This window comes from Enterococcus sp. 7E2_DIV0204 (genome assembly GCF_002140855.1).
Lineage (GTDB): Bacteria > Bacillota > Bacilli > Lactobacillales > Enterococcaceae > Enterococcus_L > Enterococcus_L lemimoniae.
In genome coordinates this window covers 2,347,605-2,365,195 of the sequence record NZ_NGKY01000001.1, presented here as the reverse complement: position 1 = coordinate 2,365,195, position 17,591 = coordinate 2,347,605, and the positions used below count along the sequence as shown (strand labels likewise).

Genomic DNA, 17,591 nt, shown 5'->3' with positions numbered 1-17,591 from the left:
ACAGCCTTCAACCTTTTATCTATTACATTTAGTATAAATACCCTATCAATAAAAGTCACGCACTAATCATTTTTCAGCAAAGATATCTGTAACTCCTTTATTTAATTTTTCTACAATTTCTTCATTTACATAGACAGAAATTGCCCCATCATTTACAGGAAACGTTCCGCTACCCGTTTCATCCAACATTACTTTTGTTGAATTGTTACCCAAGATATCAACAAAGGTTTTCCCAGCATGGACCGCACTAATCGTCATATTTTTTGCCCCAGCCAGTGCGTTGGTCATGACAACAGCATAACCAGATTTTTCTCGGTCAAACGTCTCTGTTCTTATCCAACCGACCACATCGGGGTCATCAAAGTAGTCCATTTCGCTACCATAAGCTAGGTTTTCCCGAATTTTTAACAATAGTTCCAAATTTTTTCCTACTGGATTCACGTTTTGAGTTGGAATTCCAAATAGATCTCCCCAAAAAACAACTGGAGTTCCAGCTTTTCGTAACAAAATCAGTGCATAAGCGTGAACTTTAAACCAACCCGCGATCCATGATTCTAAACTTTGTCCTTGTTGTGTATCATGATTATCTACAAATGTCACAGCCCATTCTGAACGTTCTTTTGCCAATGTTCCTGCAAAGATATTCCGCATATCAAAGCGACCATCTGAATTCGCTGCCTCATACAAACGATAATGTAATGGAACATCAAACAAGGAAATCAAAGTTCCAGAGCTATCAATATAGTTCGTCAATTTTTCAAAATTTCCATGCCAATACTCACCAACTACAAATAGTTCTTTTCCTTTTTCTTTTTTTCTATTTAATAACCAATCTACAAAATAGTTGAATCGAATATGTTTGACCGCATCTAAACGATAACCATCAATATCTGTCAAACGTTGATACCATTGTCCCCACTTGTCTAACTGTTGGACTGTTTCAGGGTATTCCATATCCAAATTACAGCCCATCAGATAATCATAGTTACCATTTTCATGATCCACTTCTGGCTCCCAACCTTTGCCACTAAAGTTGAAAATACCATGATCCTGCCGCCGATCATCATAATCAACTCCAGAAAAATTTCTCCACGTCCAAATGTAATCATTGTATTGATGGTTTCTTCCAGGAAAAGTAAATTTTGTCCAAGCTGAAATTTCTTCCTCATCACTTGTCGGAATAGTTCGATTATCTGGTCGATATTTTATTGCAGACACAGTTTCTTCCTCATCTGCTCCCATAAAATGGTCAAAGACAATATCACCGTAGACTTCCATTCCGGCTCTTTTTAAAGCTTGTACACATTCTAAATACTCACTTTTTGTACCATATTTTGTGGTAATCGTTCCTTTTTGATCAAATTCTCCTAAATCATACAAATCATAAGGCGCATAGCCAACATCTTCTATCCCATTGGCTCCTTTATAAGCTGGAGGTAACCAAACACAATTGATTCCAATTTTATGTAATTTCTCAGCTGATTCAGTCAGTCGTTGCCAATGTTTGCCGTCGGCTGGCAAATACCATTCAAATCCTTGCAATATTGTACGATTCTTCATATTGATCCCTCCGATTTTCCCTACCTTCATTAAGCCAAAGATCAAACATCTTTGTCAAATGATAGAATCCTAAATAATAAGCACCAATTTTGAACGTTTTTAACTAAAAATGAATGTTTTTGACCGTTTTTAATTGCATCATCAATTTGAATATGCTATTATAATCAGTGAAAAGAGGTGTGAAAATGCTTACAGAAGAAAGACATCAAGCAATTTTACGTTTATTAGATCAACAATCCGTTGTGAAATCACATGAATTGTCTACTCTTTTAAACGCATCAGAATCAACGATTAGACGTGATTTACAAGAATTAGGAAATGCTGGATTATTAGAACGAGTTCATGGCGGTGCTAAACGTATTTTAAATTTAGGCTTTGAACAAGATATGATTGAAAAATCAACCAAAAACACGCAAGAGAAACAAAAAATCGCTTCACTAGCGGCTACATTTGTACATGACGGCGATGTTATTTATCTGGATGCAGGATCTACCACTTTAGAAATGCTCCCATTTTTAGTTGGAAAAGATATCACTGTTGTGACAAATTCTGTTCATCACGCCGCAAAACTGGGGGATTTGAATATCAAGACTATTATCTTAGGCGGCTCACTAAAACTTTCTACAAAAGCGATCATTGGAGCAGTTGGCATGGAACAACTTAGTCATTTTCGTTTTAATAAAGCATTCATGGGAATGAACGGTGCTCATCTTGAATTTGGTTTGACAACACCTGATCCTGAAGAGGCTGCCTTAAAACGCTTAGCGATTGAACAAGCAGATGAAGCCTATATTTTAATCGATCAGACAAAATTAAACAAAGTCACTTTCACAAAAGTAACGAACCTTGATAAGGTGATCTTGCTTACTAACCATTGCTCCCCTGAGTTACTAGAACAATTCCAGAAAAAAACAACAATCAAGGAGGCACCACAATGATTTATACAGTCACTTTAAATCCTTCAATAGACTATATTGTTCATGTTGAAGAGCTAAAATTAGGCGAACTAAACCGGATGACCAATGACTTAAAATTACCTGGTGGAAAAGGCATCAATGTTTCTAGGATTTTGAAACGAATCCAAGCAGAATCAACAGCGCTAGGATTTTTAGGTGGTTTTACCGGGACATTCATTTCTGACTGGCTAGCGAAAGAAAAAATTACAACAAAATTTACATCGGTTCTTGAAGATACACGAATCAATATCAAATTGAAATCTGAAACAGAAACAGAAATCAACGGTTTAGGTCCTGCAATCTGCAACGAAGAAATGCAAGAACTAAAACAATCATTAAGCATGATTTCTGCAGGTGATATTGTTGTTTTATCTGGTAGCACACCTGCAACCTTGCGTGACGGTTTTTATGAAGAATTAATACAAATCATCAAAGATAAACAGGCTGAATTTGTCATTGACACAACAGGTAAAGATTTACTCAATGCACTACCTCAAAAGCCTTTATTAATCAAACCAAATAACCATGAATTAGCTGAATTGTTTGATGTTGAATTTCAAACGATGGCGGATATTTTACCATTTGGTGAACGTTTATTGGAAGATGGCGCTCAACATGTGATCATCTCAATGGCTGGGGATGGTGCTTTGTTATTTACTAACGATGGTACCTATCGCTCAAATGTGTTGAAGCGACCTTTGAAAAATTCAGTTGGTGCTGGAGATTCTATGATCGCAGGTTTTGTGGGAAGCTTTGCAAAACATAATGATTCTATTGAAGCATTTAAATGGGGTGTTGCTTGTGGTAGTGCGACTGCATTTTCAGATGATTTAGCTTCTGCCGATCTGATCAATGAGTTGATTTCAGAAGTTAACATCGAAAAAATCAGATAGATTTGTCGGTTAAAAAGTACAAGGTGTAGCGAAACGAAACGTTGTTACCATATCTAGCTTCAAGAGCTAGCCTTTCAGCTTTTAAAACTATCTAGCTACGCGGGCTAGTTCCTCGGAAAAAAAGATAAAATCTGATTGTGGCAAAGAGCGCCACCCTCATATTTTCCTATTTTTCTGTCAGAGCTGGACGAGCCCGCTGAGCTTTTAAAATTAGGAGGAAAAGTAATGAACATTAAAGACTTATTAGTCAAAGACGTAATGATCATGGATTTGCAAGCGACCGATAAAAAAGGTGCAATCGATGAAATGGTTCAAAAAATGTATGATGGCGGACGTATTTCAGATATTGAAACGTATAAAGAAGGCATTTTAGCTAGAGAAGCGCAGACTTCAACGGGTCTTGGTGACGGAATCGCCATGCCACATGCTAAAAATAGCGCGGTTAAAGAAGCAACTGTCCTATTTGCCAAAAGTAATAAAGGGGTAGATTATGAAGCGTTAGATGGTCAGCCAACTTATTTATTCTTTATGATTGCAGCTCCAGAAGGCGCTAACGACACTCATCTTCAAGCCTTAGCTGCTTTGTCTCGATTATTAATCGATCCAGATTTTGTCGCACAATTAAAAGAAACGAAAACACCTGACGCAGTCCAAAACTTGTTTCAATCAGCCGAAGAAGCAAAAGAAGCTGAAGAAAAACAAGAACAGCAAGAACAGTCAAACGCAGACGATTCAGATCGTAAATTTGTTGTAGCAGTTACTGCTTGTCCAACTGGAATTGCGCATACGTATATGGCCGAAGATGCGTTGAAGAAAAAAGCCAAAGAAATGGGCGTTGAGATCAAAGTAGAAACAAATGGTTCTGAAGGAATCAAAAACCGTTTAACAGCTGAAGACATTGCCCGAGCTGATGGTGTGATCGTTGCAGCCGATAAAAAAGTAGAAATGAATCGCTTTGATGGTAAAGAACTTGTCAATCGTCCGGTGAGCGACGGTATTCGTAAAACAGAAGAACTGATCACGATCGCAACAAACGGTTCAGCACCTATTTTCCATAGCTCTGAATCTGATTCCAACGAAGCAGATGACTCAGCAGAAGGATCGATTGGTTCTAGAATTTATAAAGACTTGATGAACGGTGTATCACATATGTTACCTTTTGTAATTGGTGGCGGAATCGCGATTGCACTCTCATTTATGATCGATCAATTTATTGGTGTTCCTCAAGATCAACTAAGTATGCTTGGTAATTATAATGAAGCGGCTTCTTGGTTTAATCAAATTGGCGGTGCTGCTTTTGGCTTCATGTTACCAGTCTTAGCTGGATTTATCGCTTCAAGTATTGCTGATCGACCAGGACTTGTCGTTGGTTTTGCTGCTGGTGCTTTAGCTAATACTGGTGGAGCTGGTTTCTTAGGTGCTTTAGTTGGTGGTTTCCTAGCAGGTTATGTCATTATTTTCTTGAAGAAAGTACTCAAAGGATTACCTAAGTCACTAGACGGCATCAAAACGATTTTATTTTATCCAGTCTTTGGTTTGTTGATCACTGGCGGTCTGATGCTTTTGATCAATATTCCAATGAAAGTCATCAACGATGGATTGAATAATTTCTTATTAGGTTTAGATGGTACAAACGCAGCACTTTTAGGGGCTTTACTTGGTGGTATGATGGCAATCGACTTAGGTGGTCCAATCAATAAAGCAGCTTACGTATTCGGTACTGCTTCAATCGCTGCAACGGTTACAGAAGGTGGCAGTATTATTATGGCTTCTGTTATGGCCGGTGGTATGGTTCCTCCATTAGCTATTTTCATTGCAACATTGATCTTTAAAAATAAATTTACGAAAGATCAAAAAGATGCAGGATTAACAAACTTGGTGATGGGCTTGTCATTCGTTACTGAAGGGGCAATTCCTTTTGCAGCTGCTGATCCTTTACGGACGATTCCAAGTTTTGTTGTTGGATCAGCCTTAGCTGGCGGATTAGTTGGTGGATTCGGTATCCGCTTATTAGCTCCTCATGGTGGTATCTTTGTAGCTCTTTTATTGAGTCATCCACTTTTATATTTAGTATTTATTGCAATTGGCGCAGTTGTCTCTGCTCTTGTTTTAGGTATCTTGAAAAAACCAGTTCCACAATAAGTAAAATGACTGTCTCCAAAGTAACAGACTCTTCCCTTCTGTTACTTTGGAGGCTTCTTTTTATAAAAAATACTATTTTGGGTTTGTATCATTCGCTTAAAAAAAATATCTATATTAAACTTATACTTAAGAAATGCGCATTCTTTACACATTAGATTATTTCACTAGTAAGATGATCATTGTTTAGAATACTTAGAAAGGATAACTATAATGAGTATTCATTATAGCGGTTTTTTTATTATGAATAGACTATCAGGTAAAGTAATGTTGATCACAGATGGACAAAGCAGTCTCGGTGCTGCAACAGCTAAATTAGCGGCCAAAGAAGGAGCAATCGTTGTTTGTACAGGCAAACATGTGGAGAAAATGGCCACTATTATTTCTACTATCATCGAAACAGGTGGTATTGCAACAGCCTTTAAACACGATGTTCGTTCAATCCTTAGTTGGCGCAAAGTTATCGCTGAAACCATAAAAAAATATGGTAAAATCGATATTTTAGTTAATAATGCTGGTATTTCTTCACCCAAAATAATTTTGGATCTATCCGTAAAAGACTGGAAAAAAATTCAAGAAATCGACTTAAATAGTCTTACATATGGTTTAAAAGAAGTGATTCCTCTTATGATAAAAAATAACGGCGGATCGATCATCAATGTTTCATCCCTTCAAGGTTTAGTCGGTCTTCCAGACAGCAATCCTTATGTTGCAGCCAAAGATGTGATCCGTTCGCTATCGCTTGATGCTACATTTGAATATGCTAAGCATAATATTCGGATAAATTCAATTTGTCCAGGTACGATCGAAACACCTTTGATAGAAACAACCTTTCCAACTATCAGTCCATACTACAAAAAAAGTGTCCAATTTCCTTATCTAGGAAAATCAGAAGATATCGCTAACGGAATCATTTATCTAGCTTGCGATGAAGCTAGTTTTGTTACAGGTGCAGAACTTGTGATCAATGGAGATAGAGTTGCTTTATAAACTATTATCTAAAGGCTGTTTCAGCAATTCAAAAGAGGTTAGGACAGGAGTGTTTAACCCCGAGAAATAAGAGGGAATTCACGAAAATTGCTCTTCAAATTTTTGTGAATTTCAGCTTATTTCCGAAGCCTTCAAATCTTAGTGCTTTAGCACTTAGAGTTTGATGTGATCGAAGCGTAGCGTAGTGGTTGCTTCTGCATCTACGGTTCTCGTTTCACTCCGATCCTCGAAGCATAGAGGACCGTTTGCTCCCACCGTTTATTCGCATTTAGGGTGTGAAACAAAAGTGCTTTTTACTTTTGTCCCACACCCTTCTTTGTAAATCGATCGCCGGATTTAACTTATTTTTATTACAACTTCCACTTTTCCTATTCACTAATATCGATCGTCTGATTGATCGTCTCCAAATAACTAGAATCTAGAAATACAACACGCAAATGATTCTTCGCTTTTTCCAAATCAAATCTTGTAGAAGATTCCTTCTGCTTTAAATTACTGATATTCACATCAAACAATTTATCCCACAAAGACTCTAACGGAAGCTGTTGAATCGCTTCTTTTGGTAAATAAAAACGTAAGACTGAGACAAAATCGTCATATTTTTTATCCAACACATTAATTTCCAGAAATTGACGAATATAAAATTCATATGCCGAAAGGCCATCGTCAATGGCCATCTTAGGATCCAATACCCGATAATTCATCATCTTACGGCTCTTTTCATCGATCCAAGGAAAGTAAGCTTGCGCATTTAAGATTCCTTTCGTACGATTCACTACATATTTTTGCCGCCTATTGTCATAGCTTCTTGTGACAAAATATGTGGCATTTTTTTTCTCAACTGGTTGATAGTAACTATTTTGATATTGTACTGTTTGAATAACCTCTTCAACAAAAGCATACTCGATAAACGGTGGTCTTAGGACCCCGGTCCCGTTATTCCAGGCCAATTGATCATAGCCCATCTGATCTCTAAATAAGCGTTGGTATTTTTGATTGACTGGTAACTCCCAATTGAATGGATCATTGAATAAGGTTATCTTGATGACTTGGCTTCCCAACTCTTCAACTGTCTGAACTTGTTGTACTTCCATAAAAATCGGTTTAGGAATAATTTGAGTATATAGACTTGAATAATACATCTTCCAACAAGAGGTCAAACACAACCCTTTGAAATAAACATCGTAACCCGCTAGCTGATTACAATCAATGATCACTACTTTTTTCTGATCATATCGTTTCGGCAATTGTTTGATTTCACTACCTGTTTCAAAGGTTCTTTTTTCAATATTTTCAACATTATTATATAAATATTCATCTAACGAACGAATATATCCATACATGCCATTTTTAACCATTCGAGTATCATAATAATCCTCAATCATTGTTTGATAAGCTGAAAAAGTATTACCAGCTAAAATTGTTTGTTCTCGAAGCGTTAATTTTGAGACATGGAGCTGAAATTCGCCACTTTGAGCGTCTACTTTGATCCATAGATTTTCATCTTCGGTAAGATGTTGAATTTGACATGTGATAGCTTGTAGGCTAAATTGCCGCACTTCTTCATCCCCAAAACGATAGGTTTCAGGAGTCGTTACTATTCGTAATAAACTCAACCAATCAAAAACATCTTGTTTCAATTCAGTTAATGAAACATTCACCCGAGTCATAACCATATAGATTTTCTTTGTTTTTTTCATTTTGCTCCACCTCATTCCTTGCGTTAAGTATAACGAAAAAAAAAAGAGACTTCATCTAATATACTTATGAAATTATAAAAGAGAGGATTTTTAGAGTTATTGTCAAAGAAAGTCCATTTAAAAAATTAATTTTACTAAAAATAGTATAAAAATAATGATTTCAGCCAAGCCTAAAAAAACACCTTATTTCTTACAAATCTCAATAATTTGAAAGAGATAAGGTATCTTTTTATTTAGCCATTTCAATTTATTTGTTTGCTTTTTTGATCCACAATGCGATTAATTATATAAAACAAGAGTGTCCCGATACCGATAATTGCAATTGCCAAATAAAACGCGTAGAGTTTTGAGCCAGTGATATCTGAAATTTTCCCTGTTAACGACGGAACAATTACTGAAGCGGACATTCCAAAAAAGTTAAACACTCCATACATTGTTGCAACGCTGCCTTTAGGTGCTGATTCTCCTAGCCAAGAAATAATGATCGGTTCGACCGCTAACTTTCCAAAAAAACCGTATGCCATAATGCCAATTACTAAAATCATTTGATTCGTTGTCGTGACAGTCAGAAACAACACACTAGCAGCTAAAATCTCAAGTACGATAATCAATTGTACCTTTTTCATGGGAATTCCATCTGCAATCCGGCTAAAAATCAATGCACCAGGTATAGCAGTAAAAAATACTAGCGAGGAAGCCAAGCCCACTGATGTTCCAGAAAATCCTTTTTCGGTTTCTAAAAAATTGGGCAACCATGTATCGATCAGATAATATGTGTATAACGTTGAAAAATATAAAATATAGGCTGAAATCATTCGAGGTTTAAACAACGCCTTAATTGAAACGTGCTTTTTCTTTTCGGAATACTTACTAACACTTGATCCCTTTTTCGGTTTTTCTAAATGAATATAACGTAAAAACATGACGACAGCCATTAAAATCAATACGATTGTAGCAAAAATCAAGGCTTGCCATGGCAATATTCCTGTTCCAACCAAATAACTGGAAGAAATTAGCCCTAGACCGCTACCAATCGCAGTTCCGCTATTGACGATTGCAGTCGATAAGCTTCTTTTAGAAACCGGTACATATTCTGCGGTCAATGAATAAGCTACTCCATAGTATGTACCACACCCTAAACCTGCAAGAATACTTCCAATAAACACGACCCCAATATTTTGAGCCAAACCAACAATCACCGCACCAAGTCCAAACAATAAGAAACCAGGAATCAATATCTGCTTCTTCCCTAACCTATCTACAAGCAACCCTGATGGTATTTGCATACAAACATAACCTAAAAAATAAAAACTTGAAATGTGTCCTAGCTGTGCATCCGTTGCACCACCAAAATACTCACTAATGATTGGATAAATAGGGGTCAATATTGTTCGATAGATCCAGATAACGATCCAACCGATCGTTAATATATAGATAATTTGCTTCCAATAAGGCGTTCGTCTATTACTACCTTTAAGTTCATCCATAATTTGTTCTCCTTTTTAAGGTTCAATCACTAACTAAGCTGCATTTCTATTTCCCCTCTAAAATAAGAAAAATCAGACAATAAAAATAATTATTTTTATGTCTGATCTTCCCAACCACGCTATTAACTTAATTATTTCTTGATAAAGGCACCCACAAAATCAGTAGCCACTCCTGATTCTTGCGAATAGATAACATGACCTCTTAGAACTGTTTGAACAACTTGAGCACCAATTTCACGCCCAATATAAGGACTAATTTTATTACGATATTCCAAATCCTCAGCTTTTAGTGTATAAGGAGCATTTGGTTTGATCAACACAAAATCAGCATCTTTCCCTATACTGATCCGACCTTTTTGATCCAGATCATAGCGATCAGCTGGGTTCGTCGCAATAATATCCGCAAATTGTTTTAATGACATCCCTCTTTTTTGAACCCCTTCGTCAAAAAGAACATCGACATTATTTTGAACACCAGAAATACCGCCCCATGCTTCAAAAGCATTCGCTTTATCTTTTAAATCAGGCGTACATGGAGAATGATCAGATGTTACAAAATCGATTTCTCCAGTTAAAACTTTTTTCCACATACCATTTTGATTTTCTTTATCACGGATCGGTGGTGAACATTTAACAACTGGTCCAATTGCATCCAACTCATCTGTATCAAAATATAAATAGTGCGTACAAGTTTCACACGTAACATCAACACCTGCTTCTCTAGCCTTGGTTACTTCCTCTACACCTTCTGGACAAGCAATATGACAAATATGAATACGACATCCCGTTTCTTTGGCAAATAAAATGGCTCGACGAATTGGTTCTACTTCTGTAAAGACTGGACGACTGGCTACATAAGCTTTCAGTGTTGTTTCACCATTTTTATACGCAATTTCACCTAATTTATCGGTAATGGCTGCATTTTCAGCATGAATCGCCAAAACTTTACCTGTTTTAGCAACTTGTTTCATCCCTTCATAAAGAGAGTAATCATCAACATTCATAAAATCTCCATCAATGCTACGATCACCACAAGTAGCCATAAAACACTTATAAGCTGCTACGCCACCAGCATCTAGCTCTTGAATTCCGCCTTTTAAATTAAAGGGCACTACCCCGCCAAATGAGCCAACATCCGATTTCAGTTTTCCTTTACCAGTATTATATTTAATTTCCAAAGACTCACCATCAACTGTTGCTGGCACTTGGTTTAAAGGCATTTCCATAAATGAGGTAACCCCACCTTTGGCACAAGAAGCGGTTCCTGTAATATACCCTTCCCATTGATCACGATAACCACCACCAGGATCGGTAATATGCACATGAGCATCCACCATACCAGGACTGACCACTAAGCCTACCGCATCAATGACCTTATCCGCTTCTCCAAGATCACTCCCAATCGCTGCAATCAACCCATCTTTTACGGCAACATCTGTTTTAACTTCTCCCGACTCCAGAATAACTAAACCATTTTTGATTATTAGATCATAACTCATATACTTTCCTCCTAAATTTAAAAGCGGAACAAATCGGTTAATCCTCTAAAAAATTAGGAAATTAACATTGAAACGTTCTTTGTTTCACTATTAATTTATCTATTTTCCTAAGGATTGATTTGTGCAGCTAGATACTATTAAAAGCTGAATAGGCTCGATTAGGCTCGTAGAAAAATAGGAAAATACGATTGCGACGCTTTTTGTCACGAGCATATTTTGTCTTTTTCAGATTGGCAAAAGCGTAACCCGCACAACTATTATTTTTTATCAAAGAATTTTCTTAATAGCAAATATAAAACAAAAGCTGATACAAAACCTGAGATCCAAGAAATATCAGAAATTATTTTCAATGCTGGGATAAAATTACCACTTAAACAGATCACTAAAGCCACAATAGTTGCTACATAAGCAGGTTTATTCAGACCCTTATAACTATTTTGACTATTATCTGCCTTTGGATCCATATATAACTGATTCAAGTCGATCTTTTGTTTTTGAACAAAATAGTAATTTGCAATCATTACTCCTGCAACTGGTCCTAAAACAGCACCAATCGTATTCAAGAAGATAAAGATACTTGCTGCATTTTCCATCAATTTCCACGGCATAATTAGAAAACTAATCACACTAGCGAGTAAGACCCCTTTTTTATAATCAATTTTCTTAGGGAATAAGGCACACAGCTGATAGGCAGCTGGAATAATATTTCCAGTAGCATTAGTAGAGACAGTCGTTAATAAGAATACTAGCATTGCTACAATAATTGCAAATGAATTATCCCAACGGTCAACGATATTTAGAATATTCCATTCTTGAATACCATAACGAATTGATCCACCGATCAAAATCACTACACTTGAAAAAGCAAAGATACCATAACCAACTAAAAAACTAGCTGTTTGACCGATTGTTTGATCTTTGGTTGATTTTGCATTTTGAGTAAAATCTGAAACGCTAGCCCCTGGTGCTGCCCAAACAGCTAAAACAGAATTGATGATCATCAGATAGACAAATACTGGCGAAATATTATGGGCTGCACCGGCAACATCATAAGATAAAATTGGACCAAGTCCGCCGACCGCACCAATCGCCCAAATAGCCATGCCACCAAAAACAATATAGATCAGCGGACTTAAAATTGCTGTAAACTTATTAAGAATCTTCCCCCCGCCAAAACCAATCAGCATATTGACAACCCAAAATAACGTGAAAGCAATCAATCCAGGAACCGAAATCCCTAAGATCACCGTGTCTCCTCCAAGAGTCAAAAATCCCGGCCAAATTTTACCAATCAAAATCAACAACGCCAACGAACCTGTATAATTCTGTAAGCCAAACCAAGCGATTGCTGCCACACAACCTCTAAGAAATCCTGGAAGCTTCGCTCCAACATCTCCATAAGTTGACCGTAAATGAATAGCAAAAGGAATGCCATACTTTGATCCTGCTCGACCATTAAATGTCATAAATAAAGCAACAGCTAACGCACTGATTATCAAAGCCAGCATAATGTTGATAGGAGAAAGGCCTAAAAATAAAAATCCTCCGACCGCTGTGTAGTTGGGGATATTATGAACGGATCCCATCCATAAGGTAAAATAATTCAATTTCCCCATCATTCTCTTTGATAACGACTTGGGAAGTAGATCTTCATTATAGCCACGCTCTCGATAACGTTGAAGCTCTTCTTCCGTGATTTGATAATCTTGGTTTTCCATTAATTCGCCTCCTTTTTAAATGTTTTTATTACGAAAAATTTTTTTCGCTAAATAATAGTAAGCCTATCTTAAAAAATCCTAAAGAAAAACTTGACTAAAATAATTTTTACTATAAAATAACCCTTGAAAATTAGCAAGTAAATCCAATTTTCAAGGGTTTATTCCATTATTATTAATATTTATGAATTAAACACATCATAATTTAACTCTTTTTCATCAGCTGCAACTATTAATGCTACGGTTGTATCTGCATCAACATTCAGTAAGGTTCTGAACATCCCAGAAAACCAATCGATTCCCGCCAATAATGCAATACTTTCTGTTGGTAAACCCAGCATAGGCATAACTGTCGCAAGTGCTACTAAACCACCGCCAGGCACAACAACTGTCCCTAAACAAGCTAATGTTGATAACAAAACGGCTTTGACCAACTCGCCAACACCCATCTGAATATTGTAAAACTGGGCAAATGTTACGATTGCTAGCGATAAAAACATTGCTAAGCCATTACTGTTTAAAGTCATTCCCAGTGGCATCACCAATTTTGAAATCCGATCGCTGATGCCCAATTTATCACGGCCATCTTCTATCTGAATCGGTAACGTAATAGCTGAAGAAGTCGTAGTAAATGCAACAATGGACATTCTCCACATATTTTGAGCTAGTTTTTTTACACTTACTTTACAGTACAAAGCAGTTATCAATAACCAAACGACTAAAAATAGTAAGGCGCTGATTGCAAGTGTTAGTAAAAATTTCATTAATGTTAGTAAGACACCTGTACCGATAGTCCCTATAACAGGAGCAATTAGGCAAAATATACCGATTGGTGCAAGTTTCATGATCAATGTTACCATTTTCAAGATCACGTTATTAAACGCTGACACAATATCTAGTAAAATCGAGTTTTTATCTTTGTCTTTGATCAAGCTTAACGCTAAACCAAATAATAACGAAAAGATGATAACTTGGATCATATTGGCTTGTGCCATAGCTTCAATAATATTTTTAGGGATAAAATCAATGATGATTTCTTGTAAACTCTCTGTGCTGGCACTTATCGCCCCCATTTCAATGCCAGAAGTTTCTAACCCTTTACCCGGTTGAATCAATAAACCAAACACAACACCGATAATAGCAGCTAAAATAGTTGAACCCATAAACCATACAAAAACTTTTAAGCCGATTTTTCCAAGTTCTTTTGCTTCTAAACTTCCGACTGCTTCGATGACTGCCCCCATAATCAATACGACTACAGACATCTGAATCAGTCGTAAGAATAAATCTCCTATGACTTTAAATGATTCAACTTTATCTTGGAAAATGATTCCCACTAGGACGCCTAATATAGTGGCTAACATTACCTGATTGGTCATACTCATGTTACGAATTTTTTTCATGACTGGTTTCCTCACTTTTAAGATATCATTGGATGATTTATATAATCACAAGTTATTAGAAATCTAGCCTTTATTAAGCTTTTTGTTTTTTGTTAAGATTCGCTAACAAGAATAAAATGGTTCCAACCACTAATAGAATAACTGAAATATAGAAGCCCATTACTTTTGAACCAGTAGCATCTGAAATCGATCCTGTTAATGTTGGAGCGATAACTGAAGACATCATTCCGAAGAAGTTGAATACACCAAGTGTTGTACCAATTCCAACTTTAGGCGCATTTTCGCCAAGCCATGAAATAATGATTGGCTCCACTGCAAGTTTTCCTAAAAATCCATACATGATCAAGCTAATCAATAAAAATGTTGAATTAGTTGCTTGAACTGTAAACAATAACATTGCTGCAGCTAGAAGTTCTAAAATCACGATAAATTGAACTTTTTTATGCATATATTTATCTGCTAAACGACTAAAGAACAACGCTCCTGGAATTGAAGCAAATGCAACCAATGATGCAGAGAAACCAATTGCTGCACCTTCAAACCCTCTTTCAGTACCCAAGAAGTTTGGTAACCAAGTAACTGTCATATAATAGCCGTAACATGTTGCAAAGTATAAAATATAAGCGAATAACATTTTTGGTGCAAATAATTTTTTAACTGATACATGTTCTTTTTCTACAACTGGAGCGTCTTTCGCAACAGCTGCCGCTTCTGCTTCTGCTTCTGCAACTTCTGATTGTGCTAAAAATTCAGCATCTTCTTTATTATTACGAATAATTGCTACAAATGCGATTAACATTACAACAATCAATGCTACCGAAATATACATCATTGTTTGCCATGGGAATTGTAACTGAACAACTAAGAAACTTGATAAAATCAACCCTAAACCTGAACCAACGGCTGATCCACTATTCACGATAGCAGTAGAGAAACTTCTTTTTTCTTTAGGAATATTTTGAGATGTTAGAGAATACGCCGAACCATAAAATGATCCACAACCTAAACCAGCTAAAACACTTCCGATATAAATCATTGAAATACTTGTTGCTTGAGAAATCAATAAAGCGGCTAATCCAAAAACAATAAAACCTGGAATCAATACTTTTTTCTTCCCAATTTTATCTACTAAAAAACCTGCTGGAATCTGCATTGCTACATATCCAAAAAAGTAACAAGTAGAGATAAAGCCTAACGCTGTATCCGTGATATTTCCGCCTAATGATGCATTAATCTGCGGATATGCAGGTGATAAAGCTGAACGATAAACCCAGATCGTTACCCAACCAGCACATAACAAAATAACAATTTTTTTCCAATAATCCATTCCTGAACCCTTACTTTTTGCATCCATGTCTTTTCCTCCATATGTTATTTTTTATATGTCTGATAATAAAAATGTTTGTGCAATTTCACTTCAAACTTATAAAAGAATAACTTCTTATTCACTAATAATTGTAAGCGGTAGCAAACTTTCACGCATCATTATTTTTCACAAACTTGTCAAAAAGTTTGTGCAAAGCGAACAATCACTTGTTCTTTCACACAAACAATTTAACATCAATTCTATTTTTTATAGATATTTAATGCCGCTTTGACAGCTTCACCTTTGTTGATTTGGGCACCATAATAATTAAGTGCACCTTCCAAAGCTGATAATACATGCAGTACATTTGATTTTCTACTACTGTAACCCATATTGCCAATACGCCAGACTTTTCCTTGAAGCGCACCAAAAGAAGAGGCAATTTCTACGCCAAATTCGTCTAACATTAATGCTCGGACTTGTTCGCCATCAATTCCATCTGGAATCATAATTGGCGTAACAGTTGGCATCTTAGTTGATAGATCTCCATAAAAACCTAAGCCCATTGCTTTTATCCCAGCAACGATCGCTTGATCATTTTGAGCATGGCGAGCATAAACATTGTCCATACCTTCTTTGATCATCATGCGTAAGCCCTCATGCAGACCGTAGATCATGCTTGTAGCTTCTGTATGATGATTGATTCGCTCTTCACTCCAATAACGCTGTAACTGGCTTAAATCAAGATAATTACTGCTGATGTGATTTGCGTTACGGATATCTTTACTTAAACCCAATTCTTTTTGATAACGACTTGTTAACACTTTTTCTACTCGGTCATTATAAGTAATCAATGATAAACCTGATGGTACACTCACACATTTTTGTGTTCCTGCAATCGCGATATCTACGCCCCAAGCATCGACTTCAAGTGGCACACCACCATATGTTGCAACCATATCTACAACGAAGAAAATATCGTTAGCTTGACAATGTTGCCCAATTTTTTTCATTGCTTGCATTTGTCCATTAGCAGTTTCACCATGGACCATAGCAACGATTTTTGGTTGAAATTTTTTGATTTCCTCAATGACTGTTTCTTGTTCAAATGGCGCATCCCATTCTTTTTCAAGATAATGAATTTCAGCTTGTGCACGCTCACAGATTTCTCCCAAAAGATAAGCAAAACGACCATAGACTGGAATCAAAACTTTATCACCAGGTTCAATCAAGGCAATCAAAGCAGCTTCTAAGCCAGAACGAGATGTTCCATCGACAGCAAAAGCTTGTTTATTTTTTGTCCCGAAAGGAATTTTGATCATTTCTTTTACTTCATCCATAATTTGTAAAAAGGCTGGATCAAATTGACCTAAAATTGAAGCAGACATTGCTCTCAATGCTACAGGATGAGCCTCAACAGGTCCTGGCGTCATAATAGTTCTACTTGGTACTGATATTTCTGAAAACATAACGATTCCCTCTTTTCCGTTTTAGTTCCATCCTACCCTTATATCTGAAAAAGTCATTGTCACTTTTGAATAAAAAATATGAATATTCGGTTATTATGTACAAACCCTTCTTGAATCTGCATACGCTATCATTTAGAATAGGAGATATGATGAGAAATACAGCTATCTAAATTAGTAATCTTGATTATTTTTACGCCCAAGCATCACACTGAAATGATTAGTGTAACTTGATTAGGATACATATTACAATAATTTATTATCTAGCTTCAAGAGCTAGCCTTTTGGGAAAAAGATAAAAAAATAGATAAGGTAAAAAGCATCTCAGGTATTTTTTCCTATTTTCCTGTCAAGACTGAACGAACTCTTTCAGCTTTAAATGTTATCTAGCTACATGGGCTTGCCTCTCGGAAAAAAGATAAAATCTGATTGTGGCAAAAAGCGCCACCCTCATATTTTCCTATTTTTCTGTCGGTG

At 36.4% G+C, this 17,591-nt stretch carries 12 protein-coding genes; 4 read left to right on the top strand and 8 right to left on the bottom strand.

Annotated features, from left to right (window positions below; all coding sequences use genetic code 11):
* Positions 1–66: 66 nt before the first annotated feature.
* Positions 67–1,560: an alpha-amylase gene (locus tag A5819_RS11020; protein ID WP_086278841.1), complete on the bottom strand. Its 1,494-nt coding sequence runs from the start codon at positions 1,558–1,560 to the stop codon at positions 67–69.
* Positions 1,561–1,745: 185 nt separating this feature from the next.
* On the opposite strand from A5819_RS11020, the gene A5819_RS11015 reads away from it, so the two are divergent.
* From A5819_RS11015 to A5819_RS11000, 4 genes are all read left to right on the top strand, one after another.
* The gene (locus A5819_RS11015) at positions 1,746–2,498 is read left to right on the top strand and encodes a DeoR/GlpR family DNA-binding transcription regulator (protein ID WP_086278840.1); all 753 of its coding nucleotides are present in this window, start codon (positions 1,746–1,748) and stop codon (positions 2,496–2,498) included.
* The gene (gene pfkB / locus A5819_RS11010; RefSeq protein WP_086278839.1) at positions 2,495–3,409 is read left to right on the top strand and encodes a 1-phosphofructokinase; all 915 of its coding nucleotides are present in this window, start codon (positions 2,495–2,497) and stop codon (positions 3,407–3,409) included. Before A5819_RS11015 ends, pfkB begins: the two co-directional genes overlap by 4 nt.
* 225 nt (positions 3,410–3,634) lie before the next feature.
* Complete coding sequence (locus A5819_RS11005) at positions 3,635–5,551, top strand: fructose-specific PTS transporter subunit EIIC (protein ID WP_086278838.1); 1,917 nt, start codon at positions 3,635–3,637, stop codon at positions 5,549–5,551.
* Between the two features lie 210 nt (positions 5,552–5,761).
* Positions 5,762–6,538, top strand: a complete 777-nt coding sequence (locus A5819_RS11000; RefSeq protein ID WP_086278837.1) for an SDR family NAD(P)-dependent oxidoreductase — start codon at positions 5,762–5,764, stop codon at positions 6,536–6,538.
* 368 nt (positions 6,539–6,906) lie between these two features.
* Here A5819_RS11000 and A5819_RS10995 read toward each other — a convergent pair whose 3' ends face one another.
* The 7 genes from A5819_RS10995 to A5819_RS10965 form a co-directional block, all read right to left on the bottom strand.
* Positions 6,907–8,238, bottom strand: coding sequence for a hypothetical protein (locus tag A5819_RS10995; RefSeq protein ID WP_086278836.1), 1,332 nt, complete (start codon positions 8,236–8,238; stop codon positions 6,907–6,909).
* A 242-nt stretch (positions 8,239–8,480) separates the two neighbouring features.
* Positions 8,481–9,725: an MFS transporter gene (locus A5819_RS10990; RefSeq protein WP_086278835.1), complete on the bottom strand. Its 1,245-nt coding sequence runs from the start codon at positions 9,723–9,725 to the stop codon at positions 8,481–8,483.
* 131 nt (positions 9,726–9,856) lie between these two features.
* Complete coding sequence (gene allB / locus A5819_RS10985) at positions 9,857–11,224, bottom strand: allantoinase AllB (RefSeq protein WP_086278834.1); 1,368 nt, start codon at positions 11,222–11,224, stop codon at positions 9,857–9,859.
* Between the two features lie 257 nt (positions 11,225–11,481).
* Positions 11,482–12,942, bottom strand: coding sequence for a putative allantoin permease (locus A5819_RS10980; RefSeq protein ID WP_086278833.1), 1,461 nt, complete (start codon positions 12,940–12,942; stop codon positions 11,482–11,484).
* Positions 12,943–13,121: 179 nt separating this feature from the next.
* Positions 13,122–14,342 carry a dicarboxylate/amino acid:cation symporter gene (locus tag A5819_RS10975; protein ID WP_086278832.1) on the bottom strand — a complete coding sequence of 407 codons (1,221 nt, stop codon included), beginning with the start codon at positions 14,340–14,342 and terminating at the stop codon, positions 13,122–13,124.
* Positions 14,343–14,415: 73 nt separating this feature from the next.
* Positions 14,416–15,696: an MFS transporter gene (locus tag A5819_RS10970; protein ID WP_086278831.1), complete on the bottom strand. Its 1,281-nt coding sequence runs from the start codon at positions 15,694–15,696 to the stop codon at positions 14,416–14,418.
* A gap of 212 nt (positions 15,697–15,908) precedes the next feature.
* Positions 15,909–17,117 (bottom strand): alanine--glyoxylate aminotransferase family protein, encoded by a 1,209-nt coding sequence (locus A5819_RS10965; RefSeq protein ID WP_086278830.1) that lies wholly within the window; start codon positions 17,115–17,117, stop codon positions 15,909–15,911.
* Positions 17,118–17,591: the final 474 nt, after the last annotated feature.

Excerpts from the sequence above, each read along its gene's own strand:
- pfkB (WP_086278839.1), top strand. The coding sequence starts at position 2,495 with ATGATTTATACAGTCACTTTAAATCCTTCAATAGACTATATTGTTCAT.
- A5819_RS10970 (WP_086278831.1), bottom strand. The coding sequence starts at position 15,696 with ATGGATGCAAAAAGTAAGGGTTCAGGAATGGATTATTGGAAAAAAATT.
- A5819_RS11015 (WP_086278840.1), top strand. The coding sequence starts at position 1,746 with ATGCTTACAGAAGAAAGACATCAAGCAATTTTACGTTTATTAGATCAA.
- allB (WP_086278834.1), bottom strand. The coding sequence starts at position 11,224 with ATGAGTTATGATCTAATAATCAAAAATGGTTTAGTTATTCTGGAGTCG.
- A5819_RS10965 (WP_086278830.1), bottom strand. The coding sequence starts at position 17,117 with ATGTTTTCAGAAATATCAGTACCAAGTAGAACTATTATGACGCCAGGA.
- A5819_RS11020 (WP_086278841.1), bottom strand. The coding sequence starts at position 1,560 with ATGAAGAATCGTACAATATTGCAAGGATTTGAATGGTATTTGCCAGCC.
- A5819_RS11000 (WP_086278837.1), top strand. The coding sequence starts at position 5,762 with ATGAGTATTCATTATAGCGGTTTTTTTATTATGAATAGACTATCAGGT.
- A5819_RS10975 (WP_086278832.1), bottom strand. The coding sequence starts at position 14,342 with ATGAAAAAAATTCGTAACATGAGTATGACCAATCAGGTAATGTTAGCC.
- A5819_RS10995 (WP_086278836.1), bottom strand. The coding sequence starts at position 8,238 with ATGAAAAAAACAAAGAAAATCTATATGGTTATGACTCGGGTGAATGTT.
- A5819_RS11005 (WP_086278838.1), top strand. The coding sequence starts at position 3,635 with ATGAACATTAAAGACTTATTAGTCAAAGACGTAATGATCATGGATTTG.
- A5819_RS10980 (WP_086278833.1), bottom strand. The coding sequence starts at position 12,942 with ATGGAAAACCAAGATTATCAAATCACGGAAGAAGAGCTTCAACGTTAT.
- A5819_RS10990 (WP_086278835.1), bottom strand. The coding sequence starts at position 9,725 with ATGGATGAACTTAAAGGTAGTAATAGACGAACGCCTTATTGGAAGCAA.